The sequence below is a fragment of the Bacillus sp. FJAT-28004 genome, assembly GCF_001280845.1.
GTDB lineage: Bacteria > Bacillota > Bacilli > Paenibacillales > Paenibacillaceae > Pristimantibacillus.
Map to the genome: position 1 here is coordinate 4,634,287 of NZ_LGHP01000001.1, position 19,546 is coordinate 4,653,832.

Consider the following 19,546-nt stretch of genomic DNA (forward strand, 5'->3'; position numbering starts at 1 on the left):
CTGTCAACTCCTTTTGGATACGGTTTGAATAGATGATTCGCGTACGATTAGCCTATGAGGAATAATCATTCTGTTCTGGTGTATGCTTTCTTCTTGAATAAGGCGAATCAGCATTTGTGATGCGGTATAGCCGAGCTGATAGGTTCCGATATCAATGGAGCTGATCGGCGGTGTGGCAAGCTCGGATAATGCGATGTTATTGAAGCTTACGATGCTGAGGTCATCCGGCACTTTATACCCAAGCTCAGTCAAGCCGCGCAGTACGCCGAATCCGACTACATCGTCAATCACAACTAGGCCGCTAGGTCTCTCGGGCAAGCTCATCATGAACGACATCGCACGATAGCCGCTTTGCTGAAGAAACTCGCCTTCAACAATCCATTCTGATCTTACGGGCAAGCGAGCCTCAGACATAGCTCTGCGGTAACCTTCCATCCGGTCATGTGCAACTGTAAGTGATGGCGGTCCGCTAACGAAGCCGATTCTTTCGTGGCCTTGGACAATGAGATGTTGTGTGGCATCATAGGCTGCTTGTTCATTGTTATTGTCGACGGATAAAATGTTAGGCCGATCTTCTGTACGGCCTATTAATACGGTAGGAAACTTATGTTTGTCCAATAGGTCGATTAAGGGGTCATTTACCCGAGAAGATAACAAAATGACGCCATCAACTCTTCGTCCGAATACAAGGCGTGATACGGTTTCCGTCTCGTCGCTTGGCGAGGTTGCCGCGGTAAGGAGCATATCATATCCGGCTCGTGTCGATTGCGTCAGAATTCCGCGTAGCAATTCGCCGAAGAAGAAGTCCTGAAAGAGCTCTTCAGCTGGACGAGGCAGCATAATGGCTAATGTTTGAGTTGTTTTTGATACTAGGCTCTTCGCCATCACATTGGGATGGTAGCCCATTTCTTCCATATACCGTTTAACCTTCTGAGAGGTCGCTTTGCTAATTCTAGGGTGATTAGAGACGACCCTTGATACAGTGGAAGGAGATACCCCTGCAGCTTTTGCAATATCTTTAATGGTTATCATATTAAGTTGAACCCCCACCCGCGCAAACGTGCTTGCTTTATATGCTTCATCCTAATGCAACTGTTGCCTAAAAGTAAATATATATCTAAAGTAAGCGTTTCACAAATATTGAAAAACTGAATGAGAAAGAGTAAATCGAAGTAAATAGAAGATAACTTAATATTTTTCCGGAATATTGAACTGTGCAAACGTTTTAACAAACCATGCACATTGTTGTATGATGAATCCACGAATAGAACGCTTTCAAAACAATTCTATCATGTTTTCAGGTGCGAAACGGTATAAATACCGCTTGCAAACCATTTTCTAGTGCGATTTGTACAAACGTTTGCGCATAGCCGAGCTTACCATTTTATGATGGAAATAAGCGTTTCAGAACGATGAATACGGCGTTTGTGCGAATGCAGCGTGTTAGGAAAAATGCTTGAGGAATTGTTGGAACGCCGCGAATTCAAAAAAAAGGCATGAAACACATTATGGAGGGGGATCACCTAGCATGAAAAAGTGGTTTGTAATGTCATTAATAACAGCTTTGTTTATTGTTTCAGCATGTGGTGGAACAAATAAGGCAGAGAACACAGAGAAAACTGGGAACGCAACAAATGCTCCAACGAATAATACACCGGCTAACACCAATGAAGGAAATGCAGCAGAAGAGATCGTTCCTGAAGAGGGCGCATCACTGCTTGTTTGGGAAAGTAAAGAAGAGCGTCCTTTCGTTGAAGCAATCGCGAAGGAATTCACTGCAAAATATGGTATCGAAATTAAATTCGAGGAAATCGGTGCAGGCGATCAAGTAAATAAGCTGGTTACAGACGGCCCAGCGGGTCTTGGCGCAGACGTTGTACTTTTCCCGCATGACAACCTTGGTAAAGCGGTTACGGCAGGATTGGTATTGCCGAATGATTACTATGAAGAGCAATCAAGAAGTGCGAACTCGGAAATTGCAGTAAATGCAGTATCCTATGACGGGGTACTTTACGGATACCCGCGTTCGGTAGAAACATACGCACTATTTTATAACAAAGCACTAATCACTGAAGTTCCAAAAACGTTTGATGAGGTGGTTGCATTCTCAAAAACGTTTAACGACACGAAAAACAACAAGTACGGTCTAATGTGGGATGTAGGTAACTTCTACTTCAGCTATCCGTTTATCTCAACAGGCGGTTATGTGTATGGCGATAACGGTCAGAACAAAGAAGATATCGGCCTCAACACAGAAGGCGCAATTGCTGGTTTGAAATACTACGGTTCACTAAAAGACAGCATCTTGCCACTCAACTCTGGCGATATCAACTACGATATTAAAAAAGGCTTGTTCATTGGCGGAACACTGGCAATGGATATTAACGGCCCATGGGCGATCGGCGATTACAGAAATGCAGGCATTGATTTTGGTGTAGCACCATTGCCGAGTATTAACGGTCAACCGGCTTCTTCTTTCTCTGGTATTAAAGCTTGGTATGTTAACTCGTTCTCGAAATATCCGAATGCAGCGCGTCTATTCTCTTACTACGCATCAACGAAAGAAGCGCAATTGAAAAACTTTGAACTAACAGGTGCTATTCCTGCGAACACTGAAGCAGCAGCAGATCCTGCCGTGCAAGGAAATGAAATTGTTAAAGGCTTCCTAGAGCAATTCAATCAATCAACACCAATGCCATCCATCCCTGAGATGGGTAACGTATGGACTCCTATCGGAGCAGCATTTGCTGATGTTTGGAACTCTGGCAAAGATGCAAAAGCAGCTTTGGACAATGCCGTGCAACAAATTAAAGACGCTAACAACGGCGCAGCGGCATCGAAATAACATCATATCAACGGTTTCACCCGCCGAATTCCTTCGGCGGGTGAACCGATGTTTTATAAGCCGTTATTTCCATATTGGAATCGGCAAGTTGTTTTTTTTAGATGAGAGGAAGGGAGCCAGGCGGGATGAATCGTCATCGCAGCACCGCGGCTATATTGTCGTTACTCGTAATGGGTCTTGGGCAATTGTATAACCGTCAATTTATTAAGGGCTTAATTATGCTCGCTGTTGAAGCAGCGGCGCTGATGTATTTTATTCCTAATTTAGGAAGAGCAATTTGGGGAGTCGTAACGCTCGGAGAGAAAACGCAAGGGCTTGAGAAAATTGGTAAAATCAGTGTTCGTGTAGAAGGGGATCATTCGATCTTTCTGTTGATTAGTGGATTAATTACGTTAATTTTATTCGCGCTTTTTGTCTTTATCTATGTTATGAATATCCGCGATGCTTATCTGAACGGCAAGCAAAGAGACGCAGGAGTGGCGCCAGCAAGCTTTCGGAAGACGTGGGCTTATGTTACGGATCGTAATTTTCCGCACTTACTGCTTACACTTCCAGCGCTCGGTGTATTGTTTCTAACGATCATGCCGATTATCTTCATGGTTATGCTTGCTTTCACCAACTACGCATCGCCTGATCATATTCCGCCGGCTAAGCTGGTTGACTGGGTAGGCTTCCAAACGTTTGCTAATCTATTGACTTTGAAAACGTGGAGCCATACATTCGTTGGCGTATTTACTTGGACGATTGTATGGGCTGTTATTGCAACGGTAACGACGTATTTCGGCGGCTTGTTAGTTGCGCTGCTAATTGAGCAAAAAGGCATTCGTTTTAAGAAGCTATGGCGGACATTGTTCATTATTCCTTATGCCATTCCGCAATTGATTTCCTTGCTCGTCATGAGAAATTTGTTTAATGGACAATTTGGTCCGATCAATCAATACTTAAAGTTTTTTGGTATGGGCAAGCTGCCTTGGCTGACAGATCCATTTTGGGCAAAGGTAACCGTTATTATCGTTAATATGTGGATTGGTATCCCGGTTTCAATGGTACTTATTCTAGGCGTATTGACTGCAATTCCGAAAGACCTGTACGAAGCTGCCGATGTTGACGGCGCAACAGGCATACAGAAATTCCGTATTATTACGATGCCATTTATTTTGTTCTCGACGGCACCGATTCTGATTACACAGTTCGCTGGCAACATGAATAACTTTAACGTTATTTTCTTGCTCACGAACGGTGACCCGGTTAAAGGTGATTACCAGTACGCCGGCAGCACGGACTTGCTTGTAACCTGGTTGTATAAGCTAACGCTGAACAACAGTCAGTTCAATATGGCATCCGCGATCGGTATCATCATTTTCTTGATCGTAGCGTCGTTCTCTATTTATAACTATCGCCGCTCACGGTCATTTAAAGAGGAGGATATGATTCAATGAAAATGGGCCGGAAAACCGCCAATATTGTGCGCCTGACGCTTAGCTATGTCGTTCTGATATTTATAGCTGTGTGCGCTATCTATCCTGCTCTTTGGGTGCTGCTATCCTCGCTTCGCCCGGGCACGGCTCTGTTTAGCGACAGTCTTATTCCTGATACATTTACGATTGTTCATTATAAGGAGTTATTTACGAATCCAAGTTTCCAATACGGTGTTTGGTACGTGAATACGCTCAAAATTGCAACGTTGACGATGATCTTCTCTACGATTCTGGTCACGCTCAGCATGTACGCGTTGTCGCGCTTCCGCTTCCGCGGCCGTAAGATGACACTTACGATTATGCTTGTACTGGGCATGTTCCCTGGCTTCATGAGTATGATCGCAATCTTTATTTTCTTATTGCAGCTTAACCTGCTCGATACACATGCGGCGCTCATTATCGTATATTCTGCTGGTGCAGTGCTTGGCGGCTTTGTCGTTAAAGGCTTTTACGATACGATTCCTCGGAGCTTGGATGAAGCGGCTCGGATCGACGGAGCAACTCATCTACAGGTGTTTATAAAAATCATGCTTCCGCTGTCGCGTCCAATGTTAACCTATGTGGCGCTGACTACATTTGCTGGTTCATGGGTAGACTTTATCTTTGCGAGATTGGTTCTTCGAAGCAAAGACAACTGGACACTTGCTGTAGGGATGTGGGATCTGGTAAGCAATTATCAGAACAGCAACTTCACGCTGTTTGCTGCGGGTGCGGTGTTGATTGCGATTCCGATCACTCTCCTATTCATCTTCTTGCAGCGCTTCCTTGTACAAGGACTGATGTCTGGCGCTTCGAAAGGATAAGAGAATGAACCACAGCCGTTTGCGTTATGCGACAGTCCTGTTATGCTCGCTAATCTTTATTATGCTCGCCGCTTGCTCTTCAGAGGAAGTGGCGAAGGATAATAAGCCAAGTGTTATATCTTCTGCTGAAGTTGATAAAGAAGGTGTGAACGGGGAAACTGCCACTGCAGCTTATACGGTAGATGAGCAGCCTGGCGACGTATACTATGAAATATTTGTTCGTTCCTTCTATGATACGAACGGAGATGGAATCGGCGATTTGAATGGTGTTGCGGCTAAGCTCGATTACTTACAGGAGCTCGGCGTTAGCGGTATTTGGCTTATGCCGATTAATACTTCGCCCAGCTACCATGGTTATGATACGACTGATTATTATGCCATTAATCCAGAGTACGGTACGCTGGATGATTTGAAGCAGCTGCTTCAAGAAGCGCATAAGCGCGATATTAAAGTCATAATGGATTTTATCGTTAATCATTCGAGCAAGGAGCATCTTTGGTTTAAGGAAGCATTAAAGGATGAGAATAGCCCTTACCGAAGCTGGTATACTTTCGCTAAGCAAGGTGAGAAGGTTAGAGCGGATGGAGCGGTTGGCGGTGATCCATGGCATAGCTATGGCAGCCTCAACTATTTAGGGATCTTCTGGGAAGGTATGCCGGATCTGAATTTCGATGAGCCGAAGGTTCGCGAGGAAATGATTAAGATCGGGCAATACTGGCTGGAGCAAGGACTGGACGGATTCCGCCTTGATGCGGCAAAGCATATTTACGGTGACTTTGCATCGACGGCCAGTACGCCTGAGATTCAAGCGAAAAATAAGGCATGGTGGCAAGAGTTCCGTGCAGGCATGAACAAAGTAAACCCAGATGCTTATCTGATCGGCGAGGTATGGGATTCATTGACGGTCATTGCGCCTTATTTCGATCAAGCGCTGAACTCCGCATTCCACTTTGATCTAGCTGGTCGCTTGCTTAGCGCAGCTGATACAGAGAAGGATGCTGATCTTGCCTTTTCCCTAGGACGCGCATACGGTGTTTACGAGAAATCATCCGGCGGTGCGTTTGTTGATGCGCCATTCCTCAGCAATCATGATCAGAATCGTGTAATGACGGTCTTGAATGGCAATATCGATCATGCCAAGATGGCTGCCGCTATGCTGCTTACTCTGCCAGGCACGCCCTACCTTTATTATGGTGAGGAGCTGGGCATGAGAGGGGCCAAGCCGGACGAGTATATTCGCGAGCCAATGCCTTGGTACAGCGTTTCAACTGGTGGCGAGGGGCAAACAACTTGGGAGAAATCGAGATACAATGAGAAGTCCGATGGTCTATCCGTTCAGGCACAGACGGCAGATGAGAATTCGCTGCTAAATCATTATCGCGAGCTCATCAAGTGGCGGAACGAGGAGCCTGCTTTGCGCAATGGCGGAATAGCGGAGTTTAAGTTAGAACCTGCTAATCAGAAGTTAAGTGTATATGTTCGCGTCATTGCTAACGAGAGAGTGCTTGTCGTGCACAATCTATCGGGCGATGAGCAAACAACGGATCTGCAGCCATCCAAAAACTTTGGACCATTCGAGGGAATCATTCACTCGAGCAGTGATGAATCAAAGCTGGATAAAGGGAAGCTTTTCCTTCCGGCTTACAGCACCGTTATATTAAAATAATACGTAAAGAGGGAATTGCACCTTAGGTGCTGCTCCCTCTTTTTTTTGTGCGTTTCAATGCGATTCCAGTCGATTTGTGTAAGTTTTTTCAAAAAAAATTAAGGAAATTACTGGTTGGTATATTGACATGTTGACATATTGTTTATAATATACTATTTGTAAGCGCTTATCACGAGAGTTTATCCAACCTGCAGAGGACCATCATTAGGAGGGAATGTTTGCGAATGAATCTGTCTATTACCGATATGAAAAAGAGCGACGCAGTAATTTCATCTCTGGAACAGTGGCCTGAAATCGTTAAGTTTTATAAAAACTGCTTTTACAATACGTTGGAGACCACGACGGAAAGGCTTGAGGATGGTACCACTTTTGTTTTTACGGGTGATATACCAGCTATGTGGCTGCGTGATTCCTCTGCTCAGGTTCGACATTACATTCCGCTGGCGGTTTCAGACAATCACTATCAGAAAATGATAGAAGGACTTATCAAAAGGCAGATGCAATACATCCAGATTGATCCTTATGCAAACGCATTCAATAAAGGGCCGGATAACAGTGGACACACTGGAGATATAACCGAGGGGAATCCATGGGTATGGGAAAGGAAATATGAAATTGATTCCCTATGTTATCCGATACAGCTCGCTTATCTTTACTGGAAGGCAACAAACAGAACGGAAATGTTTGATGACGCCTTTAAAGAAGCGGTTAACAAAATTATCGCGCTATGGACTGTTGAACAGAAACATGCTGAACAATCGAGCTATAGCTTCCAAAGATTTAATTGTCCAGAGTCGGATACGCTAAGCAACGATGGAAAAGGGAGTACAACAGCGTATACAGGCATGACATGGTCGGGATTTAGACCGAGTGACGATTCCTGCAAATACCATTACCTCATTCCCGCGAATATGTTTGCAGTTGTTGTTCTGAGATACGTAGAAGAGATCGCCCAAAACATATACAAAGACGAAACATTGGAACTCGCTGCAAAAAAACTAGGCGGCGAAATCGATGCAGGCATAAAAACTTTTGGCATATACAAGCACGAAACGTATGGCGAAATATACGCTTACGAAACAGATGGTCTAGGGAATTACAATCTGATGGATGATGCTAATGTACCTAGCTTATTGTCGATTCCTTATCTTGGTTATACAAGCAAAGAGGATATTATCTATCAGAATACAAGAAGGTTTATTTTGAGTGATGAGAATCCTTACTACTTTGCAGGAAAAGCAGCTAAAGGAATTGGAAGTCCGCATACTCCCACGAATTACATATGGCATATAAGCCTTGTCATGCAAGCGCTAACTTCAGACAACGACGCAGAAATACAAGAGCTCCTAAGAACGATAATCAAATCAGATGGCGGAACCGGCTTTATGCATGAGGGCTTCAATGTAGATAATCCTAATGAATTCACACGGCCGTGGTTTGCATGGGCCAACAGCCTACTCGGTGAACTTATTTATAAGCTCGTAGAAGAAAAGAAACAGCATCTCTTTTAATCGGTTTTTCATTCCTTTGTGTTAGAGCGGATCTAGCTTCATTGCTGGCTAGACCCGCATGACAAATATAAGATTTGAAAGGGGCAGAAAAAATGAAACAAAAAAGATTGTATTTGCTGGCAGTATGTGTCCTCATTATTTCCATCATTGCGAGTGCATGCTCAAGTAATAATGGCGGAGGAAAAAACAAAGAAACTACCGAGCCTACAAACAAGTCAGAAAACACAGGAAACACAACATCGCCGAGCCCAGAAGCTCCAGCAGATAATGGAGCCCCTCCTGTAAAAGATCTAGGCGGCTATAAGTTTATCGTAGCTGACAACAATGCAAACAGATGGTTTCCAGCAGAAGGAAGCTCTGATCACGCCAACGCTATTATTGACCGTATCAAGTGGGTAGAAGAAACGTATAACGTGAAAATCGAGCTGAGAAAACACTCGGAAGAAGAGTTTGGCGCTGCGGTATTGGCAGGCGACAAATATGCCGATGTCATCGTTGCTCCTACTTGGGAACTGGGAAGACACATTAACGGCAAGCGTATTGTAGACATGAATACGATTCCTAACCTTAACATGAAAGCTGATTACTGGACGGAATACAACACATCCTCATTACTTACTTATGACAATAGAACTTTTGGAACAGCGGCTCCTTTCGCTAACCAAGGTGACGAAGTATGGGTTCTAGCATTCAATAAAAGCATTATTGAAGAACTAGGTCTCGAAGATCCATATGAGTTGGTTAAAAACAAACAATGGACGTTCCAAAAAATGCTCGAAATGGAGCAAGCGGCAAAAAGAGATCTAAATGGTGATGGTGTAATGGACAGCAATGACCGTTATGGTCTTGCAACAGGGCATGACTGGGATATCTCTGTCGCTCTATATCTAGCATCAGGCAATAAAATCATCGAAACAGCTGCTGATGGCAAAATGACGTATGCCGTGAATACCCCGAAAGCATACGAGACGCTTGAAATGATCAAAAAGTTGGCGAAAAAAGGAGATACATTCTTCCCGAAAAACGAAGGCGAGGATATGGACGCTTATGTAAAGGCTTTCACAGAAGGGAAATCGTTGTTCCTTGCTTACTCTAGAGGTAGAGGCGTTATCGATCCAATTTATGAAATGGAAAGTGACTTCGGCTTTATCCCACTGCCGATGGGCAACAATACTGACAATTATCTTACTTGGGTAAGCCATGATGCACCATCAATCGCCGTACCGGTTACGAATAAAGAGCTTGATAAAACAGGATTGATTTTGGAAGCGTTAGCATGGAAGTCACAAGGTGAAGAGAAGATTTGGACAGATGAGGTTGCTTTAACGCAATTGCGTGATGAGCAGTCACTTGAAACGCTCTTGCAACTGAAAAACTACGGTGTTTCTGACATTGCATTCATCGGTCAGCAAATGCAAGGCAACGTACACAGCGGCTTAGCTTTGATCCCAGATGTTGGTTTCTACGATCAGAACCTGGAGCCTGCATCCAAGGTGGCTGAAATTGAGGATGCTGTAAATGTTGGTCTGGAAGAGCTTGCGCTTAGACTGAAAGGTGAATTCGTAGAGCCTGAACCAAAGCCTGAAGAAGAGAAAAAGGCGGAATAGTAGCTTTCTCATAATGGATAAGGGGCTGTTAGACAAAGGATCATTTCGACTAGCATGACAGCCCCTTTTCCGTCTTTTTTTTTGAAAAAGAAACGGCTGCGAGCCTTTTATTTCACTGAAGACAATGAATCTCTGTCCATATGGAGGATACAAATATGACGGTGCGAGTTGAACGCTTATGAACAGTAAAATAGCGAAGTTTTTAGTGGTAGCCATAGGGTTTTGTTTGTTGGTAGTGATCTGGCCGCACGCAGCTTTGGCGAGCAAGGATAGTAGTTTAATGAAGCTGCAAAGTTACCGCGCATATCTTGAACAAAATAGTGATAAGGCTGCCGGGAGTGCAGAAATTACGATCAAGGCAGATTCGTATACGAAGGCCGAAGGGGATTTGGAAATCTTTGATGATTATGAAGGGATGAAAGGCAAATCTGTTCTAAACGGCGAAAGCGGAAAGATCGAATGGGAAATTAACGTCCCAGAAAGCGGTATGTATAATATCGAAGTGCTTTACTATCCCATAGCTGGAAAAGGCAATTCAATTGAAAGAATGATATCGATTGATGGCGAAGTTCCGTATAACGAAGCGAAATACATAAATTTATCTCGGGTTTGGAAGGACATGAATGAAATCAGTCAGGACCGTAAAGGAAATGACATTAGACCGAAACAAACGGAAGCGCCTAGATGGAGAACGGTGCTTTTACATGATTTACTTGGTTATTATAATGATCCATTAATGTTTTATTTGGAAAAAGGTCAGCATACCATTGGATTCGAATCGGTGAGGGAATCGGTGGTTTTAAATACGGTTCGTATTTATAAAGCGGAGAAACTCCCAACGTACGAAGAGGTAAAAGCAGGATATGAAGCGCAAGGCTATAAGGAAGCGGATGCGAAGACCATTAAGGTTCAATCGCAAAACAGTTATGAAAAGTCCGATAATACCTTATATCCCGTATCGGATCGATCATCATCTATTACCGAACCGCAGGATCCATCCAAGCTTCGCTTAAACAGTATTGGCGGCGACAAATGGAAGATGCCTGGTCAATGGATTAGCTACCGATTCACGGTAGAGGAAGCTGGTTTATACAAGATAGCGACAAGGTTTAAGCAAAATAAATTAGCTGGGATGTATGTTAACCGTAAAATTTTGCTGGATGGCGTTGTCCCCTTTGAAGAAGCCAAAGCTGTGAAGTTCAAGTTCGGGAACAATTGGCAGGTGCAAGCGTTAGGGGATGGCAAAAAGGCATTTTCTTTTTACCTTGAACCGGGCGAGCATGAACTGACGATGGAGGTCACCCTAGGAGATTTGGCAAATGTGCTTAACAGGGTGGATGACAGTTTATTTCAGCTGAATGCCGTATACCGGCAAATTCTTATGATAACAGGCGCTGAGCCGGATTTATATCGTGATTACGGGTTTAAGAAACTAATTCCTGAAGCCATAGAGGCTATGAAGGAACATGCCGCAATACTTAGGCAGGTATCCGCTGATATGGAGCTCTTGGTCGGACAAAAAGGCGAGAATATGGTGCTGCTCGATAAAGTAGCCTTTCAACTGGAGCAAATGGTTAAAGATCCAGAAGCCAATATTGCCAAAACATTTACACCCTTTAAGGAAAATGTAGGCGCGCTTGGAACATGGATTTTGACGGTGAGCGAACAACCTTTAACGATGGATTACTTTAGCGTTATGCCTGTATCGGTGAAGCTTCCGAAGGCAGAAGCCTCCTTTTTCAAAAAATTAGCTTTCGAAATGAAGTCATTCACGATGTCCTTCTTTGTGGATTACAACGCATTGAATTCAGAAGAGGATGTGGATGGGAAGCCGTTGGAAGTATGGCTGACGTCTGGTCGAGATCAATCGCAAATCATCAGGGAGATGATAAACGATACGTTTACACCGGAATCGGGCATTAACGTGAAGCTTAAGCTAGTACCGGAAGGTACGCTTCTGCCGTCAGTTCTGGCAGGAACCGGCCCCGATGTAGCGATGGGAAATCTAGCAGCTGACCCGATCCAATATGCACTCAGAAATGCAGTCGAGAACATTGAAGGTATGCCGAACTATGATGAGATTGTCTCTAGATTTCATCCTAGCGCATTAGTGCCCTTTGAGTTAGATAGTAAAGTATACGCTTTGCCAGAAACGCAATCATTCCCAATGATGTTTTACCGCAAAGATATTTTGTTTGATATGGGGCTTGAGGCTCCTGAGACATGGGATGAATTTTACAAATTGATCCCGGAAATTCAGAAACAAAATATGCAAATCGGTTTTCCTGCGGATATTACGGGATTACAAATCTTTTTGTATCAAAAAAATGGGGAGCTTTACAACAAGGAGCGAAGCCGTTCAACGCTCGAAGATGATTTAACGATCGAAGCTTTCCAGAAGCAGACGGAATTGTTTACGACCTACAAGTTTCCTAGGGATTACGATTTCAGTAACCGCTTTCGTACAGGCGAAATGCCAATAGGCATCGCAGATTATACGACTTATAACCAGTTGATCGCGTTTGCTCCTGAAATAAAAGGATTGTGGGAGTTTGCTCCGCTTCCGGGAACGGTCATGGAAGATGGACGATTAAATCGTGCGACACCTTCTACGGGTACAGCGATCATGATGCTTAAAGGCGCCCAGAAAAAGGATGATGCATGGCGCTTTATGGAGTGGTGGACAAGTGCCGAGACGCAGTCCAGATTCGGAATGGAAATGGAAGCTATTCTCGGAAAGGCAGCCAAACAAGCGACAGCAAACATGGAAGCCCTTGATAACATGCCATGGACAAAAAACGAGTATGACAATTTGATGATGCAGTGGTCTTATTCTACAGGTACACCGGAGGTGCCAGGAGGTTACTATGTGACCCGGAGTATTGGATTCGCCGCCGCGACGGCTTATAACAATGGGGATCCTGAGTCGCTTCTGGATTATGTGAAAGAAACGAATACTGAAATAACGCGAAAGAGGCGGGAGTTCAAATTGGAATGATTATGCCTTGCGACTTTACTGATTCAGGAGGACCCCATTCATGAATAGAGATTTGGTGATAGCAGGAACGGTTGATCCCAAGAGGCGAGGCAGCAATATCGGGCGAAGATTAGAGGAGTTCTGGAAGTCGATTAAAAAGAACAAGGTCTCCTACCTTTTTGCTGCTCCGTATATGATTTTGTTTTTTGCCTTTACAGCGCTACCCGTTATTATTTCATTATTTTTAGGTTTTTTCTCTTTTAACCTGTTGGAAGCGCCTATATTTGTAGGCATGGATAATTATATAAGGTTGTTTCTAGGTGATGATATTTTTATAAAAGCAATCGGGAATACGTTCCTGCTCGCTGTCATGGTAGGGCCTATCGGCTATATCATGTGTCTAGTGTTCGCCTGGCTTATTAATGAGCTGCCGAAGTCACTGAGAACGATCTTAACCTTGATCTTTTACGCGCCATCCATATCGGGAAACATCTATTTAGTATGGGGCATCTTCTTTAACAAGGATGCTTATGGATATGCGAATGCCATTCTAATGCGCTATAACATCATTTCTACACCAATTCTCTGGTTCGAGAATCCGAAATATATGATGACGCTCGTGGTCGTCGTAGCATTATGGACCAGCGTTGGTACCAGCTTCCTATCTTTTATCGCCGGATTGCAGGGAATTGACAGAACACTGTATGAGGCAGCGGCTATGGATGGCGTTAGAAATCGTTGGCAGGAACTATGGTATGTAACCTTGCCGTCGATGAAGCCGCAGCTTATGTTCGGTGCCGTCATGAGTATTACCGGAGCATTCGGTACCGGTGCGATTGTTACCGCTTTGTGCGGCATGCCGAGTAACAGTTATGCAGCGCATACCATCGTTAACCACTTAGAGGATTACGGTGCGATTCGTTATGAGATGGGCTATGCCTCCGCTATAGCTACTATATTGTTTATCATCATGATAGGGGCGAATAAGATTGTTCAAATGCTTCTGGCAAAGGTAGGTGAATGAGTTGATTCAAATCAAGCTTCATAGAAGTAAGAGCGGCATTAAGCGTTCTATTTTTGCAGATTTCGGTATTTACTTGTTCTTACTATTGTTTGGCATTTTTATGATGCTGCCTTTGGTCTATGCGATTTCCAACTCGATCAAACCACTGGAGGAAATTTGGTTTTTTCCTCCTCGGTTTTTAGTTAACAACCCTACATTAGAGAACTTCAGAGATTTAATGGCAGTAATGAGCGACTCGTGGGTACCTTTCAGCAGGTATATATTTAATACCGTATTTATAACGGCAGTGGGTACGGCAGGCCATGTGGTGATCGCTTCCCTCTGTGCCTATGTTCTATCCAAGCATAAGTTCCCAGGTAAAGGAATTATGTTCAGCACGGTTGTTCTCTCGCTTATGTTTAGCGGTGTTGTGACTCAAATACCGAACTTTATCATCATCTCTTCCTTAGGATGGATTGATTCGTACAAGGCGATTATTGTTCCAGCCTTTGCATCCTCGCTAGGACTCTATTTAATGAAACAATTTATGGATCAAATGATTCCAGATGCGATTCTAGAGTCGGCTCGTATTGATGGGTCCAGCGAATGGAAGATTTTCTGGACCATCGTCATGCCGATGGTCAAACCTGCTTGGCTGACTCTCATCATTTTTTCAATGCAAGGTCTATGGGGAATTGGGGCGAACCACTTTATCCAAAGCGAGGAACTAAAAACGTTGAACTACGCTTTGTCCCAAATTCTTGCTGGCGGTATTGCCCGTACAGGTACGGGATCGGCTGCGGCGGTGCTAATGATGATTGTGCCTATCATCGTATTTATCATTTCACAGTCGAAGATAATAGAGACCATGTCTGCATCAGGCATGAAAGAATAGGCATGGAAGGGGAAGAATGCGGTGGTTAGAAAAGAGTGGATCTTGTTTTTTGCCGCACTATTATTGTTGTGCAGCAATGGTATTGAATCAGCTTCCGCCATGGTTCCATATAAAACCTATTTTTATGATTATGATGGGGAGTATCTCGTTTCTCCTGACGCCTATGTGCCTGACCAGGTGCTAAGCGCCAAGGATATGGGAATCGAGAACGCGGGGCTGAATCAACCGATGGATTTATTTGTTGACGATAATAACTCAGTTTATATATCGGATACAGGATCAAACCGGATATTAATTTTGGATGAACAATATCGGATGAAACGCGAAATCAAGGAATTTGTCCATGAAGATGGCTCGAAGGATCAGTTCAATACTCCAATGGGCATATTCGTCTCGGAGGAAGGGCTGCTATACGTTGCTGACTCCAAAAACGCTAGAATTGTAGTGCTTCATCAGGATGGAAGCTTGGAGAAAATATTGAACGCTCCGGACTCTGATGTGTTCCCAGCCGGCTTTATCTACGAGCCGTCCGCGCTTGGTGTGGATCCGTCGGGTCTCGTCTATGTCATTTCGAAGAGTACGAACATGGGTGTCATTTCGCTCAATGCCGATGGCGGATTTGAAGGTTTTGTAGGGGCTGAGAAGGTCGTGCCCAAGGTGTCGGATTTATTCTGGAAGCTGGTAACAACGGATGCACAAAAGAGTCGGACGGCCAAAAGCGTGCCGACGGAGTATAACAATATTACGATCGATGAGCTGGGTTTTGCCTATGTCACTAGCAGCGCGATTCATGCAAGAAACCAGTATAGCGCGCTCGTAAACAGAGATAAATCCAGCAAGTATGCACCGATTAAACGACTCAATAATACAGGTATTGATGTTTTGAAACGAAATGGAGCATTTCCTCCAGCAGGGGATATTCAAACAACGGATAAAGTGTCGCGCTTTATCGATGTCGCTTTAGCAGAGGACGGGTCATACAGTACGCTCGATTCTTCACAAAATAAAATATTTACCTATGATGATAATGGTAATTTGCTTTATGTATTTGGAGGTTACGGCAGTCAGGATGGGGTTTTCCAAAGTGCTTCTGCACTCGCTTACCAAAATGATAATTTGCTCGTGCTAGACAAGGATTCAAGTAAGCTGTCCATCTTCAAACGAACGGAATATGGCGATAACATCGCAGCGGCGATTCACCACAGAAAGAATCGCCATTACGATGAATCGATCGCTGCATGGCAAAAAGTTTTGAAGATGAATCCAACGTTTGAGATGGCGTATTCCGGCGTTGCGCAGTCTAATATGCGCAAAGAAGAATACAAGGAAGCGATGCATAATTACAAGCTGGCAAACGATTGGGATCAGTATTTCAAAGCATTTGCAGAATATCGGAAGGAACTGGTAAGTAAGTTTATTCTTCTCATTCCAATAGCAGCGGTAGCCATCCTATGGCTGTTGTACAGATTTTTCAAATATGTAAAGAAGGTCAATGCTTCAGGCTGGGAAAAGAAAGGCAAGAGAACGCTGTGGGAAGAGCTATTGTATTCTTTCCATGTAATGTTCCATCCTTTTGACGGGTTCTGGGATTTGAAGCATGAGAAACGAGGCAGTGTTCGTGCTGCTGTCATCATCGTTGCAGCTGTTATGGCAGTAGATATCTTTAAGCAGCTGGCGGGCGGCTATATTTTGTACCCTTCCGACTGGCGGGCAATTGAGCTTTACGATACGCTGCTTGGCATTCTCATTCCTTTTGGACTATGGTGCTGTGCAAACTGGGGACTTACTACGTTGATGGATGGGGAAGGCAGCCTAAAAGATATTTTTATCGCATCTGCTTACTCGCTCGTACCAATGGTTTTGATTTCAATTCCGGTCACGATATTCAGTAACGTAGTGGTGCTCGAAGAGCAGCAGTTTATTACCTTCCTTACAACGCTAGCATTAGGTTGGGCTCTGGGGCTCATATTTATAGGCGTATTAGTAACCAATGATTACAGTCCCTTCAAGAATCTATATACCTCTGCTATTTCTATAGTAGGAATGGGATTCATTGCTTTTCTTACCGTGCTGTTCATTAATATCTTGCAAAATATGAATAGCTTTTTTACAACGATCATTAATGAAATTTCCTTTCGTTTGTAGAACAAGATGTTGGATAGGAGGTCAGCTATATGAATGCCAAGGGGATTGTCTCTAGGCTATTGGTCTTAGTGGTTGCCCTTACGCTATGGGTGCCGACAAATGGGATACCAGCGGAAGCGGTTGAAGCAACAAAAACAGCAGAAGCCAGCCCGCCGAAGATGCAGAAAACGGTAAAGGATGGCGGTTTGGTTCCTGCTGCAGAGAATGATCGACTCCTGCTGTACTTCGATAATCTCTCAGGAGGAGTGGTTGTTGAAGATAAATCTACAGGCAGCAAATTTTATTCGAACCCTCCAGGTGCTTTGGAGGACGCGAAAGCCAGTGATGCGATGAAGCAGGAGCTGATGTCGCAGGTCAAGCTTGTCTACAATATCAAGGGCAAGGAAGGCGACTTGGAGATGGATAGCTATACCCAGGCGATGAAGCTTGATCAAGTGAGCTGGGGGAAGCTTGAAAATGGATTGCGAGTAGACATGGTCATAGGCCGCGAGGAGCAACGGATGCTGCTGCCTCGTCAAATTACGAAGTCGAGCTTTGAGCGGAACGTGCTTGACCATATCGAAGCGGAACGGGATAAGAAGAAGCTGTTAGCCTACTATATCCTCTATGGTCGTACGGATGTGGAAGGAAGCAAGGGAAAAGAGCTTCTTAGTAAATATCCTGTTTTGGAGAATGAAGATATTTATATATTGAAAAGCTCCGTAAAGGAGCGCGATAAACGGGTATTAGAAAAATATGTTCAAGACGCAGGCTACACCTACGAGAAGCAAGAGGAGGACTACTTGGAGGTTGGATACAACGGAGATGATTCCGTATTTCCTTATTTTAAGATGAGTCTTGATTATGTGCTGGAGGATCAAGGACTAAAGGTCACTCTTTATAATAAGGACATTGAATACGATAAATCACGGTTCAACCTTGTTAAGCTTTCTGTACTGAATTATTTCGGTGCCGGGCAAACCGGTGAGGAGGGCTACTTATTCCTTCCTGACGGTTCGGGAACGCTCATCAATTTTAATAATGATGCCAGCAAAAACACATTATTAACGACTGGTAAAATATACGGTCCTGATCATGCATTAACCCAATCGCCAAGAGGCAGCTACAAACAAGAGTTTCGAACGCCTGTGTTTGGGATCAAGAAGGATGGAGCTGCATTGTTCTCTGTTATTGAAGAGGGAGATGCAGTAGCGGAAATTAATGGGGTCATGGGGAATATCAATCATTCCTGGAATACGGCTTATGCCAACTTTACGATCCGAAACAAAGACAGCTTCATTGCCAAAGACGCTTTCGAGCAGGCTCCTTGGATTATTTATGAGAAAAACGCCTACAGCGGCAACATCGTCATGAAATACTTCTTCCTTACGGGCGATGATGCGAATTATGTGGGAATGGCAAAGGCATATCAACAGCATCTCATTGATAAAGGAATTTTGGAGAAGGTTAGCGCGAATGAAAATATACCGTTCTACTTAGATACGATGGGTTCTGTCGACAAAATGGTCAGAAAACTAGGGATTCCTGTTCTCAGCCAAGTTGCCGTTACGTCCTTTGATCAGGCGGGCTTGATGCTGGATGAGCTCTCGCAAAGCGGTATCGAAAATATTAAGCTTCGTTACACCGGCTGGTATAACGGGGGCATGAATTATACCGCGCCTACAAAAATGAAGGTAGAGTCTGTACTCGGCGGTGCGAAGGGTCTTCGCAAGCTTTCGGATAAAGCAGAGAAGATGGGAGCCCAAGTTATCCCGAATGTAGATATGGTATACGTTTCTTCTAATAAAGCGTTTGATGGATTTAAGCCTCAGAAGGATAGCATTCGTTCCTTGTTTCAGAAAACAAGCTACAAAGGTCTATTTAATGTAGCTACGCTGGAGTATGAGAGCAGTGTGTGGGGAATTAATCCTGAGAAGATTACAGGATACTACAACAAGTTTGCGAAGGATTATGACTCGCTTGGTATTAATGCTTTATCCTTATCGACCATGGGAGAGAGTTTGAATTCCAACTTTAAGAACCGTGATCAAATTAATCGCCAAGACTCTAGAACGATAACAGCAGATGTTATGGCGAAAGCGAAAGAACAATATGAAGATATTATTACAGACAAAGGCAATGCGTACACCTTTCCTTATGTTAATCATATTTTGAACTTGTCAGATCAAGACAGCTCCTTCTCTATATCAGACCATCAGGTACCTTTTATACAGATTGCGCTGCATGGCTATATTGGGTATGCGAGTGAAGCTTTGAATTTGTCAGGTGATCTGCGTCCGGCAATTCTGAGGACTCTGGAATACGGCAGCGGCGTATATTTCAAGCTGAATTATGGTGATAACAGCCTGCTGAAGGATGCTTACTTATTCGATGATTTGTACGCTTCTCAGTATGAAGATTGGAAGGAAAGCGCGGCTAACATCTATGCAGAAATAAACGGGGTGCTGAAGAGTGTTCAGGATCAGGCCATCGTTAACCATCAGCAGCTTGCAGAGGATGTATACAAAACTACTTATGAAAACGGTATGGCCATTATTGTTAATTACAGCGATAAAGGGATTCAGGTTGAGGGAACCGCAGTTGACGGATTAGGTTACGCGGTCATTAATCCTTAAA

Annotated in this window: 12 protein-coding genes; 11 read left to right on the forward strand and 1 reads right to left on the reverse strand. The window is 43.9% G+C overall.

Annotation, left to right across the window (positions count from 1 at the left end):
- Positions 1 to 3: 3 nt before the first annotated feature.
- Positions 4 to 1,032, reverse strand: coding sequence for a LacI family DNA-binding transcriptional regulator (locus AC787_RS20185; protein ID WP_054026431.1), 1,029 nt, complete (start codon positions 1,030 to 1,032; stop codon positions 4 to 6).
- Between the two features lie 496 nt (positions 1,033 to 1,528).
- On the opposite strand from AC787_RS20185, the gene AC787_RS20190 reads away from it, so the two are divergent.
- From AC787_RS20190 to AC787_RS20240, 11 genes are all read left to right on the forward strand, one after another.
- Positions 1,529 to 2,845 carry a maltose ABC transporter substrate-binding protein gene (locus tag AC787_RS20190; protein ID WP_054026432.1) on the forward strand — a complete coding sequence of 439 codons (1,317 nt, stop codon included), beginning with the start codon at positions 1,529 to 1,531 and terminating at the stop codon, positions 2,843 to 2,845.
- Positions 2,846 to 2,970: 125 nt separating this feature from the next.
- On the forward strand, positions 2,971 to 4,284 hold the full coding sequence (locus tag AC787_RS20195; protein ID WP_054026433.1) for a carbohydrate ABC transporter permease: 1,314 nt from the start codon (positions 2,971 to 2,973) through the stop codon (positions 4,282 to 4,284).
- 2 nt (positions 4,285 to 4,286) lie between these two features.
- Complete coding sequence (locus AC787_RS20200; RefSeq protein ID WP_054027166.1) at positions 4,287 to 5,126, forward strand: sugar ABC transporter permease; 840 nt, start codon at positions 4,287 to 4,289, stop codon at positions 5,124 to 5,126.
- Between the two features lie 4 nt (positions 5,127 to 5,130).
- On the forward strand, positions 5,131 to 6,792 hold the full coding sequence (locus AC787_RS20205; protein WP_054026434.1) for an alpha-amylase family glycosyl hydrolase: 1,662 nt from the start codon (positions 5,131 to 5,133) through the stop codon (positions 6,790 to 6,792).
- Positions 6,793 to 7,037: 245 nt separating this feature from the next.
- A complete protein-coding gene (locus tag AC787_RS20210) occupies positions 7,038 to 8,303 on the forward strand; it encodes a glycoside hydrolase family 125 protein (RefSeq protein WP_200930754.1) in 1,266 nt (421 codons plus the stop codon).
- Positions 8,304 to 8,395: 92 nt separating this feature from the next.
- Positions 8,396 to 9,910 (forward strand): ABC transporter substrate-binding protein, encoded by a 1,515-nt coding sequence (locus AC787_RS20215; protein ID WP_054026436.1) that lies wholly within the window; start codon positions 8,396 to 8,398, stop codon positions 9,908 to 9,910.
- 178 nt (positions 9,911 to 10,088) lie between these two features.
- Positions 10,089 to 12,908 (forward strand): extracellular solute-binding protein, encoded by a 2,820-nt coding sequence (locus AC787_RS20220; RefSeq protein WP_082360872.1) that lies wholly within the window; start codon positions 10,089 to 10,091, stop codon positions 12,906 to 12,908.
- A gap of 40 nt (positions 12,909 to 12,948) precedes the next feature.
- Positions 12,949 to 13,911 (forward strand): carbohydrate ABC transporter permease, encoded by a 963-nt coding sequence (locus tag AC787_RS20225; RefSeq protein WP_054026438.1) that lies wholly within the window; start codon positions 12,949 to 12,951, stop codon positions 13,909 to 13,911.
- 10 nt (positions 13,912 to 13,921) lie between these two features.
- Positions 13,922 to 14,785 (forward strand): carbohydrate ABC transporter permease, encoded by an 864-nt coding sequence (locus AC787_RS20230; protein WP_235561089.1) that lies wholly within the window; start codon positions 13,922 to 13,924, stop codon positions 14,783 to 14,785.
- A gap of 21 nt (positions 14,786 to 14,806) precedes the next feature.
- Positions 14,807 to 16,930: a YIP1 family protein gene (locus AC787_RS20235; protein ID WP_054026440.1), complete on the forward strand. Its 2,124-nt coding sequence runs from the start codon at positions 14,807 to 14,809 to the stop codon at positions 16,928 to 16,930.
- Positions 16,931 to 16,959: 29 nt separating this feature from the next.
- Positions 16,960 to 19,545: a DUF5696 domain-containing protein gene (locus AC787_RS20240; protein WP_054026441.1), complete on the forward strand. Its 2,586-nt coding sequence runs from the start codon at positions 16,960 to 16,962 to the stop codon at positions 19,543 to 19,545.
- The last annotated feature ends 1 nt before the right edge of the window (position 19,546 follow it).

What these genes read in the sequence shown, in the direction of transcription:
- AC787_RS20190 (WP_054026432.1), top strand. Translation starts at nt 1,529, where the DNA reads ATGAAAAAGTGGTTTGTAATGTCATTAATAACAGCTTTGTTTATTGTT.
- AC787_RS20205 (WP_054026434.1), top strand. Translation starts at nt 5,131, where the DNA reads ATGAACCACAGCCGTTTGCGTTATGCGACAGTCCTGTTATGCTCGCTA.
- AC787_RS20215 (WP_054026436.1), top strand. Translation starts at nt 8,396, where the DNA reads ATGAAACAAAAAAGATTGTATTTGCTGGCAGTATGTGTCCTCATTATT.
- AC787_RS20185 (WP_054026431.1), bottom strand. Translation starts at nt 1,032, where the DNA reads ATGATAACCATTAAAGATATTGCAAAAGCTGCAGGGGTATCTCCTTCC.
- AC787_RS20200 (WP_054027166.1), top strand. Translation starts at nt 4,287, where the DNA reads ATGGGCCGGAAAACCGCCAATATTGTGCGCCTGACGCTTAGCTATGTC.
- AC787_RS20225 (WP_054026438.1), top strand. Translation starts at nt 12,949, where the DNA reads ATGAATAGAGATTTGGTGATAGCAGGAACGGTTGATCCCAAGAGGCGA.
- AC787_RS20210 (WP_200930754.1), top strand. Translation starts at nt 7,038, where the DNA reads ATGAAAAAGAGCGACGCAGTAATTTCATCTCTGGAACAGTGGCCTGAA.
- AC787_RS20195 (WP_054026433.1), top strand. Translation starts at nt 2,971, where the DNA reads ATGAATCGTCATCGCAGCACCGCGGCTATATTGTCGTTACTCGTAATG.
- AC787_RS20220 (WP_082360872.1), top strand. Translation starts at nt 10,089, where the DNA reads ATGAACAGTAAAATAGCGAAGTTTTTAGTGGTAGCCATAGGGTTTTGT.
- AC787_RS20240 (WP_054026441.1), top strand. Translation starts at nt 16,960, where the DNA reads ATGAATGCCAAGGGGATTGTCTCTAGGCTATTGGTCTTAGTGGTTGCC.